Raw genomic sequence first — 16,842 nt, forward strand, 5'->3', positions numbered from 1 at the left:
TTAGTAGACGAACGGCATGACGAGACCGATCAGGGCGAGCGCCTCACAGAAGGCGAAGCCCAGGATCTGGTTGGCGCGGATCAGGCCGGCGGCCTCGGGCTGACGGGCGAGGGCCTGGGTTCCGTTACCGAAGATGATGCCGATACCGACGCCGGGGCCGATGGCCGCGAGACCGTAACCGACGGAACCGAGGTCACCGGTGACAGCAGCAAGGGTAGACATGCCAGTTCTTCCTTCTCTTTACGGACCGGTGGGGGTTGGCCACCGGACGATTGCGGGAGCGGGGCGGGGGCTCAGTGGTGCTCGGCGAGCGCACCCTGGATGTAGCTGCAGGTCAGAAGCACGAACACGTACGCCTGGACAGCCTGGATGAAGAGCTCGAAAGCGGTCATGATGATGACCATCACGAACGAGACGCCGGAGTAGGCGATGCCGATGCCGTTCAGCATGTACCAAGCGGCGATCGTGAAGAGCAGCAGCAGCGTGTGGCCGGCGAACATGTTCGCGAAGAGCCGGACGGCGTGGGTGAACGGGCGGACCAGCAGGTTCGAGAAGAACTCGATGGTCATCGAGAGCGGCAGCACGGGGCCGAGCGTCTTGTCGTAGCCCGTCACGTTCTTGAAGAAGCCGACGAAGCCGTGCCGCTTGAACGTGAGCGAGACCCAGGTGATGTAGACGATCAGGGCCAGCACCAGCGGGTAGGCGATGATCGACGTCACGGGGAAGGCGGCGATCGGGATGATCGACCAGAGGTTCATCATCCAGATGAAGAAGAACAGGGCGACGGCGAGCGGGACGTACTTCTCGCCCTCCTTCTTGCCGATCGTCTCGTAGACGATGCCGCGGCGTACGAAGTCGTAGCCGGCCTCGGCCACCATCTGCAGCTTGCCGGGGACGATCTTCGGCTTGGCGAACGCGGCCCAGAAGAAGCCCACAACGAAGATCGACCCGAGCAGCGCGAGCAGCATCGGCTTGTTGAAGTACAGGCCGTTGCCGTCTGCGTTGCCCCAGAGCGGCTCGAAGAGGAACGAGTGCAGGCCCGGAGCCGGGAAGCCACAACCGTCGAAGAGGTGGCAGTCGGTCTCGAAGGCGAGCACCTGCGTCGGGTCAGCACTCACCGCGGGCTCCTTCATCGTGGCGCATAGGTACGGCAACCTCGTGGTGTCGGCGCGGCGCTCGGCCGCGGTTCGGCACGGGACTGGTGTTTCGGATGTGGGGGCGGCTGGGGGGCATCTCGCCTCGCGATTGAGCAGGCGTCAGCTCGGATGCCCGCGCCCGCGATGCCGCAGTTGGCACCGGACGATAGCAGGAGTTCCGAGGCCTCTTTATCCCGGGCCTACCCCTCACGACGAGTGCCCCGAGTTCCCGGGCCTGCTGCCCGTCGTCGACTCGGGCTCGACGTAGAGGATCTTGGACTTCATGTGGGCGCGCGTCTGTGCGGCGATCCACACGAGAGTGGTGCCGACGAGCGTGAGGGCGAAGGCCTTGGGGTGGAACAGCGTCGTGTCCCGGAACACGGCGACGAAGACGAACAGCAACAGGATCTGCGTCGCGTACAGCATCAGACCCATGGCCTGGAACAGGTGCGGAAGCGATTTGGCGGTGCGCTGGAGTACATAGAGGCCGATCCCCATGAAGAGGATCACCACCACGGTCGCGACGAGCGCCCCGACCGCACCCTTGCCGCCGGCGACCATCGCACTGACGACGGCGGCTACGGCGCCGCCGGCAGCCGTGGGCACGGCGGCCTGGGCCAGGATCCGGACGTCATTGGACGGCATGGCGGCAACTCCGCATTTCACAGGGGGCAGGGCGTCGTCATGGACGAGCGTAGACCCCCGGGCCGAGTGGAAATTCCTCGCACCAATGAACCGTCGCACTGCGGTTCTTCGGCTCTATCCGGGGTTCTCGTGAACGGTATCACAAACTATTTGATGCAGTCTTTACCTGTCAGGTGTGCCCACCGTCACACATGAGAGCGATTCCGCGCGTCTGAGCAGGAACCAGAACCTTATGTCTGGTATTGGGGACTTCACACCCCCAATGACGCCCCATCGGAGCCCCACGACTTGGCAATGCTCTAGTCGGATTCTTACCTTGACCGTGACCGGTCGGCCAGACGCGCGCGGGACCCGACGGCGGTCGCTCCGTTGACGCCGGAGACACCCGCGGCCACCGGGGTGCGATCGTCGGGCGCAGCTTCCCCAACTCCGGCCGTCTCAGGGGCAGATGCCGCCACAGCGGACTCCGGGGCCCGTCGGCGGCGGTACCGCGGCGGCACGACCGCCTCCGCCCAGCGCGGGGCCCGCGGGGTGAACCGGGGCAGCAGGAGCAGGAGCAGGCCGAGCGTCGACAGGACCACCACACTCAGCACGATCCACATCGACGCCGAGTTCACGGAGTACGTGAGCGCGCCGAAGGCGATCAACGCCGACCAGAAGTACATGATCAGCACCGCCCGGCTGTGCGAGTGGCCGATCTCCAGCAGCCGGTGGTGCAGATGGCCCCGGTCCGCCGCGAACGGCGACTGGCCGCGCCAGGTCCGCCGTACGATCGCCAGGATCAGGTCGGCGGCCGGCACCGCGATGATGGTCAGCGGCAGCAGCAGTGGGATGTAGACCGGCACCGTCTGGTGCACGGCCTCCTTCTCCGAACCGGCGAACAGCTTCAGCGCGTCCGGGTCGACCTGCCCGGTGACGGAGATGGCTCCGGCCGCCAGCACCAGGCCGATGAGCATCGAGCCGGAGTCCCCCATGAAGATCCGCGCGGGATGCATGTTGTGCGGCAGGAAGCCCAGGCACATGCCCATCAGGATCGCCGAGAACAGCGTCGCCGGAGCGGCCGCCTCGATGCCGTACGAGTACCAGATGCGGTACGCGTACAGGAAGAACGCCGCCGCCGCGATGCACACCATGCCGGCCGCGAGACCGTCCAGTCCGTCCACGAAGTTGACCGCGTTGATCGTGATGACGACCAACGCGACCGTGAGCAGCGTGCTCTGCCACTGGGTGAGCGCGACCGAGCCGACGCCCGGGATCGGCAGCCACAGGATCGTCAGACCCTGCATGACCATCACACCGGCGGCGATCATCTGGCCGCCCAGCTTGATCAGGGCGTCGATCTCGAACTTGTCGTCCAGCACACCGATCAGCCAGATCAGCGCCGCCCCGGAGAGCAGTGCCCGCGGCTCGTTGGACTTCTCGAAGAGCTGGTTGAGATTGGTCAGGTGGTCGGCGACCAGCAGACCCGCGCACAGGCCGAAGAACATCGCGATACCGCCGAGCCGCGGGGTGGGTTCCCGGTGCACGTCACGTGCCCGGATCTCCGGCATCGCACCGGCCACGATCGCGAACTTCCGTACCGGCCCGGTCAGCAGGTACGTCACCGCGGCCGTGACGCAGAGCGTCAGCAGGTATTCACGCACAGGCTTCCCCACAGATCTCGCTGGCCATCACAGCCCCACAGCCTAGCGAGGCGCGCATATGAGTGGGGACTTCCGGGTAGCGACAACGGTTGCGCGTGCGGCTGTGCAGAGGTGCGCCTGCCCCGGCAGCGGCCGTCTCAGCGCGGGTACGGCGGAAACGCCGCCGCCAGTTCCCGTACGTCCTCCCGGGCCCGCGCTGGGTCCGTCCCGCCCCGCAGCACGCTCGCCAGCAGCCCCGCGACGAACGGCATCTCCCGGACGCCCATGCCCTGGGTGGTCACCGCCGCCGTGCCCAGGCGCAGCCCGCGGCCGTCGTCGTGCGGAAGCGCGCAGCAGTCCAGGACCAGTCCGGCCGCCGCGAGCCGGCCGCGCGCGGTGCGTCCGTCGACGCCGAGCGGCGCGGGGTCGGCGGTGATCAGGTGGGTGTCGGTGCCACCGGTGGTGACGGCCAGCCCGTCGGCGGCCAGGGCGGCCGCCAGCGCCTGGGCGTTGGTGACCACCTGGTGCGCGTACGCGGCGAACGCCGGTGTCGCCGCCTCCCCGAACGCGACCGCCTTGGCCGCGATGGTGTTCATCGGGGCGCCGCCCTGGGTGAAGGGGAACACCGCCCGGTCGACCCGCTCGGCCAGCTCGCCGCCGCACAGGATCATGCCGCCGCGCGGGCCCCGCAGCACCTTGTGCGTCGTCGCGCACACGATGTCCGCGTACGGCACCGGGCTGGGCGCCGCTCCCCCGGCGACCAGGCCCATGGGGTGCGCGGCGTCCGCGATGAGGTAGGCACCGGCCTCGTCGGCGACCTCGCGGAAGAAGGCGTAGTCGATGTGGCGGGGGTAGGCGATGGATCCACAGACGATCGCCTTGGGCCGGTGTGTGCGGGCCAGGGCGCGGACCTGCTCGTGGTCGATCAGGCCGCTCTCCGCGTCCACGCCGTAACCGGCGAAGTCGAACCAGCGGCCGGAGAAGTTGGCGGGCGAGCCATGGGTGAGATGGCCGCCGTGGGGCAGGCCGAGGGCGAGCACGGTGTCACCGGGGCGCAGCAGGGCGGCGTACGCGGCGAGCACGGCGGAGGAGCCGGAGTGCGGCTGCACGTTGACGTGTTCGGCGCCGAACAGCGCCTTGGCACGTTCCACGGCGAGGCGCTCGGCGACGTCCACGATCTCGCAGCCGCCGTGGTACCGGTTGCCCGGGTACCCCTCGGCGTACTTGTTGGCGAGCGGTGAGCCGAGGGCGGCCAGCACGGCCGGCGACATGAAGTTCTCGGCGGCGATCAGCTGGAGCGTGGACGACTGCCGCTCACGCTCCCCGAGCAGCACATCGGCCAGCTCGGGATCCTGCCGCCGCAGAACATCGGCCTCGAGGACAGGGGTGACCGCCATCATGGACTCCCGGACGTCGACACTGGCGTACGCCCAATGTAGGCCGAACCCCTCCACAACGCCCGAGTTCTTGCACCCCCCACTGACACCCCGCCCCGCCGTGGGCGCTCGCCCCGCCCCGCTGTGGGCCATCGTTCCGCGGGGCGACGGGGATCCCCCGCTCGGGCGAAGCCGAGAGTGGGGGGAGGGTGGGCACAGCGGAACGACGCCGGAGGCCCTGTCAGCCCGCCCCGGCGGCCGGACGCTCACGCCCGAGCGGGAACCCCGGTCAACGCCGTCACCACGGGGTCCAGCGCCTCGTGTATCTCCTCCCCGATGGACCGGAAGAACGTCAGAGGCGCCCCGTACGGGTCGTACACCTCATCCGCCTCGAGAGTCGGCGCCAACAGCCACCCGCGCAGCGCCGCCGCCGCGCGCACCAGCGCCCGCGCGCGCATGACCAACCCCTCGTCCAGGGGCGGCAGAGTCGCCGGGTCAATGGCATGGACGAGCCGCGTGAACTCCTTCAACGTGAACGTCCGCAGCCCCGCCGAATGCCCCATGGAAATGACCTGCGCCCGGTGATCCCGCGTAGCGGTCAGCACCAGATCCGCCCGGATCACATGATCGTCCAGCAGCTCCCGCCCCACGAAGCCGGAGGCATCCGCCCCGAACTCCGCCAGCACGGTCTCCGCGTGCGCCTCCATCGCCGCACCCTCGTGCCCCCAGGTCCCCGCGCTCTCCACGATGAGCCCGCCGCCCAGGATGCCCAACCGCTGGCTCACGAAATGCCGGGTCAGCCGCTCGGTGATGGGCGAGCGGCACACGTTTCCGGTACTGACGTGGAGGATGCGGAAGGTGTCGCGCGGAAACCCGAAGGTCGTCGTCATCTCCGCGCCGGATTCTTCGTTGCCTATGCCACGCCCCGCCTCAGGGGCCGTCAATTCGCCACCTCGAGGTCGGGTACCACCTTGCGCAGCTCGTCCGGCGAGATCGCACCCTCGCGCAGCAGCACGGGCACGGGGCCCGTCACGTCCACGATGGAGGAGGGCACGTTGCCCGGGGTGGGCCCGCCGTCCAGGTACACGGAGACGGAGTCGCCGAGCATCTCCTGGGCGGCGTCGCAGTCCTCCGGCGCCGGGTGGCCGGTCAGGTTGGCCGACGAGACGGCCATGGGCCCGACCTCGGTGAGCAGCTCGATGGCGACCGGGTGAAGCGGCATCCGCACGGCGACCGTGCCCCGGGTGTCCCCGAGGTCCCACTGGAGCGACGGCTGGTGCCGGGCGACGAGCGTCAGCGCGCCCGGCCAGAAGGCGTCGACCAGTTCCCAGGCCATCTCCGAGAAGTCGGTGACCAGGCCGTGCAGGGTGTTCGGGGAGCCGATGAGGACGGGGGTGGGCATGTTGCGGCCCCTGCCCTTGGCCTCCAGCAGATCGACGACGGCCTCCGAGGTGAACGCGTCGGCGCCGATGCCGTACACCGTGTCCGTCGGCAGCACCACGAGCTCGCCCCGGCGCACGGCGGACGCGGCTTCACGCAGACCGGTCGCGCGGTCGGTCGCGTCGTTGGTGTCGTATCGCCGAGCCATCTAGCGGGCCTCCTCGTACGGGTGCTGCTGGGGGGATGAAGTATGCGGGACGCTCACGGCAGTGCCCTGCGCGCGGTGGCGAACCGGGGCCGGTTGTTCAGGTCGGGATGGTCGGCCGCGTCGGCCCAGCCCCGTTCCTCGGCGAAGATCCACGGCACCTGGCCGCCCTGGGTGTCGGCGTGCTCCACGACGACCACGCCGCCGGGGCGCAGCAGCCGGTGCGCGGTGCGTTCCAGGCCCCGGATCAGATCGAGTCCGTCCTCACCGGAGAACAGCGCCAGGCCGGGGTCGTAGTCGCGGGCCTCGGGGGCGACGTACTCCCACTCGGTCAGCGGGATGTACGGCGGGTTGGAGACGACCAGGTCGACCTGTCCGTCGAGGTCCGGGAAGGCCGCCAGGGCGTCTCCCTGGCGCAGTTCGACCCTGGACCCCTCCATGTTCTTGCGCGTCCACGTCAGGGCGTCCTCGGACAGCTCCACGGCGTGCACACGTGAGCGCGGCACCTCCTGGGCGAGGGCGAGCGCGATCGCGCCCGAGCCGGTGCACAGGTCGACGATGCACGGTTCGACGACGTCCATCGCGCGGACGGCGTCTATCGCCCAGCCGACCACCGATTCCGTCTCGGGCCGCGGCACGAACACCCCGGGACCGACCTGGAGCTCCAGGTAGCGGAAGTACGCGCGCCCGGTGATGTGCTGGAGCGGTTCGCGGGCCTCTCGACGGGCGATGACCTCCCAGTACCGGGCGTCGAAGTCGGAGTCCTTCACACCGTGCAGCTCGCCGCGCTTGACGCCGTGCACGAACGCGGCGAGTTCCTCCGCGTCGGTGCGCGGCGAGGGCACGCCGGCGTCGGCGAGCCGCTGGGTGGCCTGGGCCACCTCGGCGAGCAGCAGGTTCACTGGTCCTCCGGGCTGTTTACGAGGGTTACGCGGCGGCGAGCTTGGCGGCCGAGTCCGCGTCGACGCAGGCCTGGATCACCGCGGCGAGGTCGCCGTCCAGGACCTGGTCCAGGTTGTACGCCTTGAAGCCGACGCGGTGGTCCGAGATGCGGTTCTCCGGGAAGTTGTACGTACGGATCTTCTCGGAGCGGTCGACGGTGCGGACCTGGCTGCGCCGGGCGTCGGCGGCCTCCCGCTCCGCCTCCTCCTGCGCCGCGGCGAGGAGCCTGGAGCGCAGGATACGCAGTGCCTGCTCCTTGTTCTGCAGCTGGCTCTTCTCGTTCTGGCAGGAAGCGACGACTCCGGTCGGAAGGTGCGTGATGCGCACGGCGGAGTCGGTGGTGTTGACGGACTGCCCGCCCGGTCCGGACGAGCGGTAGACGTCGATGCGCAGGTCGTTGGGGTTGATCTCGACGTCGACCTCCTCCGCCTCGGGCGTCACCAGGACACCCGCCGCGGAGGTGTGGATCCGGCCCTGCGACTCGGTGGCCGGCACGCGCTGCACGCGGTGCACGCCACCCTCGTACTTCAGGCGCGCCCACACGCCCTGGCCGGGCTCGGTGGCGCCCTGGCCGCCCTTGGTCTTCACGGCGACCTGGACGTCCTTGTAGCCGCCCAGCTCGGACTCGGTGGCGTCGATGATCTCGGTCTTCCAGCCGACGCGCTCGGCGTAGCGGAGGTACATGCGCAACAGGTCGCCGGCGAACAGGGCGGACTCGTCGCCGCCCGCGCCCGCCTTGATCTCGAGGATGACGTCCTTGTCGTCGCTGGGATCGCGCGGTACGAGGAGCAGGCGGAGCTTCTCGGTGAGTTGCTCGCGCTGCTGCTCCAGTTCCTTGACCTCGGCGGCGAAGTCGGGGTCGTCGGCGGCCAGTTCACGCGCGGTCTCCATGTCGTCGCCCGTCTGCTTCCAGGAGCGGTACGTGGCGACGATCGGAGTGAGCTCGGCGTAGCGCTTGTTCAGCCTGCGCGCGTTGGCCTGGTCTGAGTGGACCGACGGGTCGGCGAGCTTCTTCTCCAGGTCGGCGTGCTCGGCGACGAGTTCCTCGACGGCCTCGAACATCTTGGGCTCCTGCTGGTACGTGGGTGAAGGGGCGGGCGACCAAAAACGCCGGTCCCGGCCTGCCCCGGGGCGGGGGCGCGGCCGTGGACCGGCGGTTGGAGGCTCGCTACTTCTTGGAGCCGGCGGCCTTGCCGAAGCGGGCCTCGAAGCGGGCCACACGGCCACCGGTGTCGAGGATCTTCTGCTTGCCCGTGTAGAACGGGTGGCACTCGGAGCAGACCTCGGCACGGACGGTGCCGCTGGAGATCGTGCTGCGGGTGGTGAACGACGCGCCACAGGTGCAGCTGACCTGCGTCTCGACGTACTCGGGGTGGATGTCGCGCTTCAAGGTGTCTCCTAGGTTCGGGAGGGCGCCGGGTCGCCGCCGCTCGGTGCGGGAGCGTGAACCGGGGCCGACGTACCAGTCTGCCAGGACTGGGGCCATCACCCAAAACCGGGGGCTGCCGCTTTTTGTTCCCCGCGGACCGGTGGGGCCGTCGCGTCCACGCGGCGGAGCCGCGCATCGATGCCGCCCCGCGCCCCTAACCGGTGTTGACCACGCCCCTTGCCTCACCCGCGGCCGTTCCCTCCGTGGCGCTCCCGGGAATCGGCTTGTCGTCCTTCAGTGCGTCCCAGACCAGCTGGGCCTTGTCTGTCAGGGGAAGGACGCGGTTGGCGTCGGCCGGGTCGTACCGGACCGGCATGGTGATCATGTGCATGTTGGACGGGCCGATGCGCTTCAGGCCGTTCGCGAAGGACATCAGGGAGTTCACCGAGCCGAGACCGGAGTCGGTGGTGACGGCCTTGGTGGCGCTGTCGACGAGGTCGTACAGCTTCTTCGGGCTGGTGAAGACGCCGACCTCCTTGACCTGCCGCACCAGGGCCCTGATGAAGGCCTGCTGGAGCTGGATGCGGCCGAGGTCGGAGCCGTCGCCGACGCCGTGCCGGGTGCGGACGAGGCCGAGGGCCCGTTCGCCGTCGAGGCGGTGGGTGCCGGCCGGGAGGTCGAGGTGGCTGTCGGGGTCCTCGATGTCCTCGGTGGTGGTGACCTCGACGCCGCCGAGCTCGTCGATGAGCTTCTGGAAGCCGGTGAAGTCGACCTCCAGGTAGTGGTCCATGCGCAGGTCGGTGAAGGACTCGACGGTCTTCACCGCGCAGGCCGCCCCGCCCGTGGAGTAGGCGGAGTTGAACATCACGCCGTTCGCGGCCGGGTGGGTGCCGCCCTCGGCGTCTGTGCAGGCGGGGCGGTCGATCAGGGTGTCGCGCGGCAGGGAGACGACAGCGGCCTTCTTGTGGCCCTCGTAGACGTGCACGATCATCGCGGTGTCGGAGCGGGCGGTGCCGTCGTCGGCACCGCCCCCGAGGTCCTTGTTGCCGCCGGCGCGGGTGTCGGAGCCGAGGACGAGGATGTTCTCGGAGCCGTTGTCCACCTTCTCGGGCCGGTCGGTTCCGAGGGCCTGGTCGATGTCCACGCTCTCGATGTTGCCGTTGAGCCCGAAGTACAGGTACCCGGCGCCCGTGCCTCCGAGGACGACGATGCCCGCCGCGGTCCAGGCCACGACCTTCCATCCCCGGTGCCGCTTCTCCGGCTGTTTGCGGCGGCGCCCCTTGTCCCGGTGGCGCGCATCCGGTGTGCTCTCGGCAGACATGTACTCCTCAGCTCATCCACGGACGGTTACCCCCTGCCGCCGGTGCCAGACATGCCCGCCAAAGGCCCGTATGCCACCATCGTCCCGCCGTCGGATCAGACGGGGAAACCCGGCGCAGGGTTGCACGCCGCCCTGTGCCGGTCGGTGGGCGGACCCCGCCACGCACCCTCCCGGGAGCGTCGAAGGCCCCGCTGACCTGCGGACCGGCCATCGACGGCGCACGGCCCGTCCCCGGTGCGCGCAGTGCGCCTTGTGGCGAACGTTTCGTCGCGCGCACCACACGCTCCGCGCCCACTACACGCTCCGCACGCACGCACGCGCACGCGCGAAGGGCCGCTTCCTTCGTGGAAGCGGCCCTTCGCGGAAAACTGTGCCACCGGTCCTGCCGAAACAGTCCCCGGAGGCGGGACGTCAGTCGCCGTTGCCCGGCGTCGGCGTCGTCTTCTGGATCTGCATCAGGAACTCGGCGTTCGACTTCGTCTGCTTCATCTTGTCGAGAAGCAGCTCGACCGCCTGCTGCTGGTCGAGTGCGTGCAGCACCCGGCGCAGCTTCCAGACGATGGCGAGCTCGTCGGGGGCCAGCAGGATCTCTTCCTTGCGGGTGCCGGACGCGTCGACGTCCACCGCGGGGAAGATGCGCTTGTCGGCGAGCTTGCGGTCGAGCTTGAGCTCGGCGTTGCCGGTGCCCTTGAACTCCTCGAAGATGACCTCGTCCATGCGGGACCCGGTGTCCACCAGGGCGGTGGCGAGGATGGTCAGCGAGCCGCCGTCCTCGATGTTGCGGGCCGCACCGAAGAAGCGCTTCGGCGGGTACAGGGCGGTCGAGTCGACACCACCGGACAGGATGCGGCCGGAGGCCGGGGCGGCGAGGTTGTACGCACGGCCCAGACGCGTGATCGAGTCGAGCAGTACGACGACGTCGTGACCCAGCTCCACCAGGCGCTTCGCGCGCTCGATGGCGAGCTCGGCGACCGTGGTGTGGTCCTCGGCCGGGCGGTCGAAGGTCGAGGAGATGACCTCGCCCTTGACCGACCGCTGCATGTCGGTGACCTCCTCCGGACGCTCGTCGACCAGGACGACCATCAGGTGGCACTCGGGGTTGTTGTGGGTGATCGCGTTGGCGATCGCCTGCATGATCATGGTCTTACCGGTTTTCGGCGGGGCCACGATCAGACCGCGCTGGCCCTTGCCGATCGGCGACACGAGGTCGATGATCCGCGTGGTCAGCACGCCCGGGTCCGTCTCCAGGCGGAGGCGGTCCTGCGGGTACAGCGGGGTGAGCTTGTTGAACTCCGGGCGGCCGCGGCCGTGTTCGGGCGCCATGCCGTTCACGGAGTCCAGGCGGACCAGCGCGTTGAACTTCTCGCGCCGCTCGCCTTCCTTCGGCTGGCGGACCGCGCCGGTGATGTGGTCGCCCTTGCGCAGGCCGTTCTTGCGGACCTGGGCGAGGGAGACGTACACGTCGTTCGGACCGGGCAGGTAGCCGGAGGTCCGGATGAAGGCGTAGTTGTCGAGGATGTCCAGGATGCCCGCGACCGGGATCAGGACGTCGTCCTCGTTGATCTGCGGCTCCTGCACCTCGTCACGGCCCCGGCGGCCCCGGCGGTCGCGGTAGCGGCCGCGACGGCCACGGCGGCCGCCTCCGTCGTCGTCGTAACCGTCGTCCTGACGGCCGCCGCCCTGCTGGTTCTGCTGACGGCCGCCGCCGCCCTGGTTCTGCTGCTGGTCGTCACCCTTGCCGCGGCGGTCACCGCGGTCGGCACGGTCCCCGCGGTCACCACGGTCACCACGCTCCCCGCGGTCACCGCGGTCGCCGCCGCGGTCCCCACGGTCACGGTCGCGGCCGCGCTCGCGGCGGTCGCGACGGCGGCCCTCGCCGCCCTCGTGGTCGGACTTGCCCTCGCCGTGCTGCGACTGCTGCTGGGCGGTCGTCTCGGCCTTGGAGTCGGTCTTCGCCTCGGCGGTGACCGTCTCGGTCGCGGCGGCCGGGGCGCCGGCGTCGGCGGTGGCACGACGGCGGCGGCGCTCGGCGGGAGCGGGCTCCTCGGCCGGCTCCGACGAAACCTTCGGGGAGGGCTGCCCAGGGATCTCGATCTGCTGCTGGGCCGTGGCCTGCTCGGTGGGGGCCTGCTCGTCCTTGGCGTCGGCCTTCTTCTCTGCGGTGTCACCCGTACGGGTCCGCGAGGTGGCGCGGCGCTTCGGCTTGGTCTCGGTGACGGACTCGGCCTTGGCCGGGGCCGCTCCGGCGGAGGCGCCCCCTCCGGCGGCCTGCGCCTCCTTGATGACCTCGATCAGCTGGCTCTTGCGCATACGCGCGGTGCCCCTGATTCCGAGGCCGGATGCGACCTGTTGCAGCTCGGCCAGCACCATGCCCTCGAGGCCGGTACCGCGGCGCCGCCGGGAGCCGGCACCGGTGGCAGGCGCGGAAGCGTCCGTGGCGGGCGCGGCAGCGGTCTCCTCGACACGTGCGCCCATCAGATCGGTGGTGTCGCTCACGAAGGGTCCTTCCCTGGAGCGGACGTCGGCCTGTCTGGCTCGGCGACCGGTTGTGCTGTCCGGCATCGGTCCTTGCTGTGTGAACCGTGCCGGGGCGGTTGTCCGCCTGCGCGGCGGGAGAGATATCTGGTGATGGCACTTCCTCGAGCCGTGGCACTCTGTGTCACGTGGCGTGGTCGCACCGGTTCCGGAGCGTGCCCGTCGGGCCGTTCAGCATCCGCGTACGACGTACTGCCTGCGTACGTAGCAGTGAACACAGTGCGGCTTGGGGGGCTCCCGGAAGAATGTCTGTCCCGGACGGGGAGACGAGGCACCTCGCCATGGTGGGGTCGGGTGCAGACTTGAGGTTAACACTACCGGATCCAACAAACATTCCCCCTCTCGAAATCCGGCAACCGTGTGTCAGGTGGCGAGCGGAAGCACGCTCGCTCCCTGGGCATCGAGGCTGAGCCGGTTGGCGGCCCAGTCGTCGCCGGCCAGTGCTTCGACCTTGTCGGCCGTGTCCGCGTCCGCCAGCGCCATCACCGTGGGTCCGGCGCCGGAGATGACCGCGGGGATGCCGTCCCCGCGCAGCCGCTCCACCAGGGCGGCGCTCTCCGGCATGGCCGGGGCGCGGTACTCCTGGTGCAGACGGTCCTCGGTGGCGGGCAGCAGCAGCTCGGGGCGCCTGGTCAGGGCCTCGACGAGCAGGGCGGCACGGCCCGCGTTGGTGGCGGCGTCGACATGCGGCACGGTGCGCGGGAGCAGTCCGCGCGCGGTCTCGGTGAGGACCGGCTTCCCGGGCACGAAGACCACCGGAACGATGGAATCGCAGGGCTCCATCCTGATCGCGCGGGCCGCGCCGCGCTCCATCCAGGACAGGGTGAACCCACCCAGCAGACACGCGGCGACGTTGTCGGGGTGGCCCTCGATCTCCGTGGCCAGCTCGAGCAGCGCGGTGTCGTCGAGCTTGGCGTCGGCCCCTATCGTCACGGCGCGGGCGGCGACGATCCCGGCGCAGATGGCGGCCGAGGAGGAGCCCAGACCCCGGCCGTGCGGAATGCGGTTGGCACAGACGATCTCGAGGCCGCGCGGCTGTCCGCCGAGCAGGTCGAAGGCGGTGCGCAGGGAGCGTACGAGGAGGTGGCGCTCGTCCCGCGGGAGGGTCTCGCCGCCCTCGCCGGCGATGTCGATGTGCAGCCCGGAGTCGGCCACCCGGACGACCACGTCGTCGTACAGCCCCAGCGCGAGGCCGAGGGCGTCGAAGCCCGGGCCGAGGTTGGCGCTGGTGGCGGGGACGCGCACCCGGACGGCGGCGGCGCGGAAGGCTGGACCGGCCATCGCTCGAAGACTCTCCTTGAGCTGCGTGACTGTCGAATGACATTCGATGGACATTCGATGAGGTACCAGAACCCCTGGGACCGCCGCCGACCGGGGTGGCCGGCCGCTTTCCGGGCCGCTCCCGGCCACTTTCCTGACCGTGGAGACGACCACTGCCGCGGCATATGCGGCGGGCGGGTTCAGTACAGCCTATCGAAGGAAGGTTCAGTGGCGACATAGGGCGCACAGGAGGCGCACGATGCGTGTCGAGAGCCCTTCATGCACCCCCGATATGTCACTTCCCCAGGTGAGCGCGCCCTTACGCCGGTTCTGCGGAATTCCGGCGCCCCGGGCGGCGGTCGCCGTGGACGGAGGCCGAACGGCTCGGCGGCGGTCGCCGTGGACGGAGGCCGAACGGCTCGGCGGCGGTCGCCGTGGGCGAGGCCGAGCCGCTCGGCGGATGCCTCCCTAGGCGAGGCCGAGCCGCTCGGCGGCGGTCGCCGCGTCGACGGGAACGGTGACCGGCTGCGGCGCACCCGCGACGGCCCAGTCCGGGTCCTTCAGGCCGTTGCCGGTGACCGTGCACACGATCTTCTGCCCCGGGTCGACCTTGCCCTGCTCGGCGGCCTTCAGCAGACCGGCCACCGAAGCGGCGGACGCGGGCTCGACGAAGACGCCCTCCTGCGAGGCCAACAGACGGTACGCGCGCAGGATCTCACGGTCCGTCACCTCGTCGATGGCGCCGCCGGACTCGTCCCGCGCGGCGAGCGCGAAGTCCCAGGAGGCGGGGTTGCCGATCCGGATGGCGGTGGCGATGGTCGACGGGTCCTTGACGACCTCACCGCGGACGATCGGCGCGCTGCCGGAGGCCTGGAAGCCCCACATGCGCGGCGTCTTCGTGCTGACACCGTCGGCGGCGTACTCCTTGTACCCCTTCCAGTACGCGGTGATGTTGCCCGCGTTGCCCACCGGCAGCACATGGATGTCGGGCGCGTCGCCGAGCATGTCCACGATCTCGAAGGCGGCGGTCTTCTGCCCCTCGATACGCGCCGGGTTGACCGAATTGACCAGCGCCACGGGGTAGTTGTCACTCAGCGCGCGGGCCAGCGTGAGACAGTCGTCGAAGTTGCCGTCGACCTGGAGGATCTTCGCCCCGTGCACGAGGGCCTGTCCCATCTTGCCGAGGGCGATCTTGCCCTGCGGCACGAGGACGGCGGAGACCATGCCCGCCCGCACGCCGTACGCGGCGGCGCTCGCGGAGGTGTTGCCGGTGGAGGCGCAGATGACGGCCTTGGCCCCCTCCTCCTTCGCCCTGGAGATGGCCATGGTCATGCCGCGGTCCTTGAAGGACCCGGTCGGGTTCGCGCCCTCGACCTTGAGGTGCACCTCGCAGCCCGTGCGCTCGGAGAGCACCTGCGCCGGCACGAGCGGCGTGCCGCCCTCACGGAGCGTCACGACCGGCGTGCTGTCGGATACCGGCAGCCTGTCCCGGTACTCCTCGATGATTCCGCGCCACTGGTGGGTCATTGCTGGCTACTCTCCTTCAACCCGCATGATGCTGGCGACACCACGCACGGTGTCGAGCTTGCGCAACGCGTCGACGGTCCCGCCGAGGGCGGCGTCGGACGCTCGGTGCGTGACGACGACGAGCGACGCCTCGCCGTCCTTGCCCTGCTGGCGAACCGTATCGATCGAGACACCGTGCTCCGCGAACACGGTGGCGACCTGGGCGAGAACACCCGGTTTGTCGGCCACGTCCAGGCTGATGTGGTATCGCGTGACGACCTCGCCCATCGACGAGACGGGCAGCGCGGCGTACGCCGACTCGCCGGGACCCGTCGTCCCGCTGACCCGGTGGCGCCCCACGGCGACCAGATCCCCGAGCACGGCGGACGCGGTCGGCGCACCGCCCGCGCCGGGCCCGTAGAACATCAGCTGACCGGCGGCGTCCGACTCCACGAACACGGCGTTGTACGCCCCCCGCACGGAGGCCAGCGGGTGGCTGAGCGGAATCATCGCCGGATGCACCCGCGCGGTCACCGACGCACCGTCCCCGGCCCGCTCGCAGATGGCGAGCAGCTTGATGGTGCAGCCCATCTCCCTGGCGGAGGCGAAGTCGGCGGAAGTGACCTCGGTCATGCCCTCGCGGTAGACGTCGTCGAGGCGCACGCGCGTGTGGAAGGCGATCCCGGCGAGGATGGCGGCCTTGGCGGCGGCGTCGAAACCCTCGACGTCGGCGGTCGGGTCGGCCTCGGCGTACCCGAGCGCGGTGGCCTCGTCGAGGGCCTCCTGATATCCGGCGCCCGTGCTGTCCATCTTGTCGAGGATGAAGTTGGTGGTGCCGTTGACGATGCCGAGCACCCGGTTGACCTTGTCCCCGGCGAGCGACTCGCGCAGCGGGCGGATCAGCGGGATGGCGCCGGCGACGGCGGCCTCGTAGTAGAGGTCCTTGCCGTGCTCCTCGGCGGCGGCGTGCAGCGCGGCGCCGTCCTGGGCGAGCAGCGCCTTGTTCGCGGAGACGACGGAGGCGCCGTGCTCGAGGGCGGTGGTGATGAGCGTACGGGCGGGCTCGATCCCGCCGATGACCTCCACGACGATGTCGAGGTCACCGCGTTTGACCAGGGCGGTGGCGTCGGTGGTGACCAGGGCGGGGTCGATGCCCTCGCGTACCTTGTCGGGCCGCCGCACGGCGACCCCGGCGAGCTCCACCGGGGCTCCGATGCGGGCGGCGAGGTCGTCGGCGTGCGTCGTCATGATGCGCGCCACCTCTGAGCCGACCACTCCACAGCCCAGCAGCGCCACCTTCAGCGGACGCGTACGCATCATCCGACCTCGTTTCCTGATTACCGTCTCGGTTGCACCAGTCTCACTCACCGGACGGGACTTTCTGCGTTATGTCCGGATCGTGAGACATCTATTTCGTTTCCGTGACCGGAAGACCGAAAGATCTTCCGTCGGCCGATCGTGGCCACGGCCGCCACACTGAGCACCGACGCACTGAGAGCTCACCGGTCACCACCGGTCACCACCGCTCACCACCGCTCACCACCG

15 protein-coding genes are annotated in these 16,842 nt (G+C 70.1%); all 15 read right to left on the reverse strand.

What is annotated here, in order from left to right; translation table 11 throughout:
- Entirely contained in the window at positions 1–222 is a 222-nt protein-coding gene (gene atpE, locus ACZ5C2_RS30020; protein WP_037935955.1) for an ATP synthase F0 subunit C, read from the reverse strand.
- Between the two features lie 71 nt (positions 223–293).
- Positions 294–1,133, reverse strand: coding sequence for a F0F1 ATP synthase subunit A (gene atpB, locus ACZ5C2_RS30025; protein WP_468798335.1), 840 nt, complete (start codon positions 1,131–1,133; stop codon positions 294–296).
- Between the two features lie 210 nt (positions 1,134–1,343).
- Positions 1,344–1,781, reverse strand: coding sequence for a hypothetical protein (locus ACZ5C2_RS30030; protein ID WP_468798338.1), 438 nt, complete (start codon positions 1,779–1,781; stop codon positions 1,344–1,346).
- Between the two features lie 311 nt (positions 1,782–2,092).
- Entirely contained in the window at positions 2,093–3,424 is a 1,332-nt protein-coding gene (locus ACZ5C2_RS30035) for an MraY family glycosyltransferase (RefSeq protein ID WP_468798341.1), read from the reverse strand.
- A gap of 137 nt (positions 3,425–3,561) precedes the next feature.
- Positions 3,562–4,800 carry a serine hydroxymethyltransferase gene (locus ACZ5C2_RS30040; protein WP_468798344.1) on the reverse strand — a complete coding sequence of 413 codons (1,239 nt, stop codon included), beginning with the start codon at positions 4,798–4,800 and terminating at the stop codon, positions 3,562–3,564.
- 245 nt (positions 4,801–5,045) lie between these two features.
- Positions 5,046–5,723, reverse strand: coding sequence for an arsenate reductase/protein-tyrosine-phosphatase family protein (locus tag ACZ5C2_RS30045; RefSeq protein ID WP_468798347.1), 678 nt, complete (start codon positions 5,721–5,723; stop codon positions 5,046–5,048).
- Entirely contained in the window at positions 5,720–6,367 is a 648-nt protein-coding gene (locus ACZ5C2_RS30050) for an L-threonylcarbamoyladenylate synthase (protein ID WP_468798350.1), read from the reverse strand. The genes ACZ5C2_RS30045 and ACZ5C2_RS30050 overlap by 4 nt, the downstream gene beginning before the upstream one ends.
- A 53-nt stretch (positions 6,368–6,420) precedes the next feature.
- Positions 6,421–7,266: a peptide chain release factor N(5)-glutamine methyltransferase gene (gene prmC, locus ACZ5C2_RS30055; RefSeq protein WP_468798353.1), complete on the reverse strand. Its 846-nt coding sequence runs from the start codon at positions 7,264–7,266 to the stop codon at positions 6,421–6,423.
- Positions 7,267–7,291: 25 nt separating this feature from the next.
- A complete protein-coding gene (prfA, locus tag ACZ5C2_RS30060) occupies positions 7,292–8,368 on the reverse strand; it encodes a peptide chain release factor 1 (RefSeq protein ID WP_468798356.1) in 1,077 nt (358 codons plus the stop codon).
- 106 nt (positions 8,369–8,474) lie between these two features.
- Positions 8,475–8,696, reverse strand: coding sequence for a 50S ribosomal protein L31 (gene rpmE, locus ACZ5C2_RS30065; RefSeq protein ID WP_016438250.1), 222 nt, complete (start codon positions 8,694–8,696; stop codon positions 8,475–8,477).
- A gap of 193 nt (positions 8,697–8,889) precedes the next feature.
- A complete protein-coding gene (locus ACZ5C2_RS30070) occupies positions 8,890–9,996 on the reverse strand; it encodes an LCP family protein (protein ID WP_468798359.1) in 1,107 nt (368 codons plus the stop codon).
- A 411-nt stretch (positions 9,997–10,407) separates the two neighbouring features.
- The gene (gene rho, locus ACZ5C2_RS30075; RefSeq protein ID WP_468798362.1) at positions 10,408–12,492 is read right to left on the reverse strand and encodes a transcription termination factor Rho; all 2,085 of its coding nucleotides are present in this window, start codon (positions 12,490–12,492) and stop codon (positions 10,408–10,410) included.
- A gap of 402 nt (positions 12,493–12,894) precedes the next feature.
- Entirely contained in the window at positions 12,895–13,812 is a 918-nt protein-coding gene (thrB, locus tag ACZ5C2_RS30080) for a homoserine kinase (RefSeq protein ID WP_468798365.1), read from the reverse strand.
- A gap of 447 nt (positions 13,813–14,259) precedes the next feature.
- On the reverse strand, positions 14,260–15,318 hold the full coding sequence (gene thrC, locus ACZ5C2_RS30085) for a threonine synthase (protein WP_468798368.1): 1,059 nt from the start codon (positions 15,316–15,318) through the stop codon (positions 14,260–14,262).
- Positions 15,319–15,324: 6 nt separating this feature from the next.
- Positions 15,325–16,614 carry a homoserine dehydrogenase gene (locus ACZ5C2_RS30090; protein WP_468798444.1) on the reverse strand — a complete coding sequence of 430 codons (1,290 nt, stop codon included), beginning with the start codon at positions 16,612–16,614 and terminating at the stop codon, positions 15,325–15,327.
- Positions 16,615–16,842 lie beyond the last annotated feature (228 nt).

The organism is Streptomyces sp. NPDC031365 (genome assembly GCF_055569765.1).

Coding starts and splice junctions, on each gene's coding strand:
- atpE (WP_037935955.1), bottom strand. CDS start 222: ATGTCTACCCTTGCTGCTGTCACCGGTGACCTCGGTTCCGTCGGTTAC.
- atpB (WP_468798335.1), bottom strand. CDS start 1,133: ATGAAGGAGCCCGCGGTGAGTGCTGACCCGACGCAGGTGCTCGCCTTC.
- ACZ5C2_RS30030 (WP_468798338.1), bottom strand. CDS start 1,781: ATGCCGTCCAATGACGTCCGGATCCTGGCCCAGGCCGCCGTGCCCACG.
- ACZ5C2_RS30040 (WP_468798344.1), bottom strand. CDS start 4,800: ATGGCGGTCACCCCTGTCCTCGAGGCCGATGTTCTGCGGCGGCAGGAT.
- ACZ5C2_RS30050 (WP_468798350.1), bottom strand. CDS start 6,367: ATGGCTCGGCGATACGACACCAACGACGCGACCGACCGCGCGACCGGT.
- prfA (WP_468798356.1), bottom strand. CDS start 8,368: ATGTTCGAGGCCGTCGAGGAACTCGTCGCCGAGCACGCCGACCTGGAG.
- ACZ5C2_RS30070 (WP_468798359.1), bottom strand. CDS start 9,996: ATGTCTGCCGAGAGCACACCGGATGCGCGCCACCGGGACAAGGGGCGC.
- thrB (WP_468798365.1), bottom strand. CDS start 13,812: ATGGCCGGTCCAGCCTTCCGCGCCGCCGCCGTCCGGGTGCGCGTCCCC.
- thrC (WP_468798368.1), bottom strand. CDS start 15,318: ATGACCCACCAGTGGCGCGGAATCATCGAGGAGTACCGGGACAGGCTG.
- ACZ5C2_RS30090 (WP_468798444.1), bottom strand. CDS start 16,614: ATGCGTACGCGTCCGCTGAAGGTGGCGCTGCTGGGCTGTGGAGTGGTC.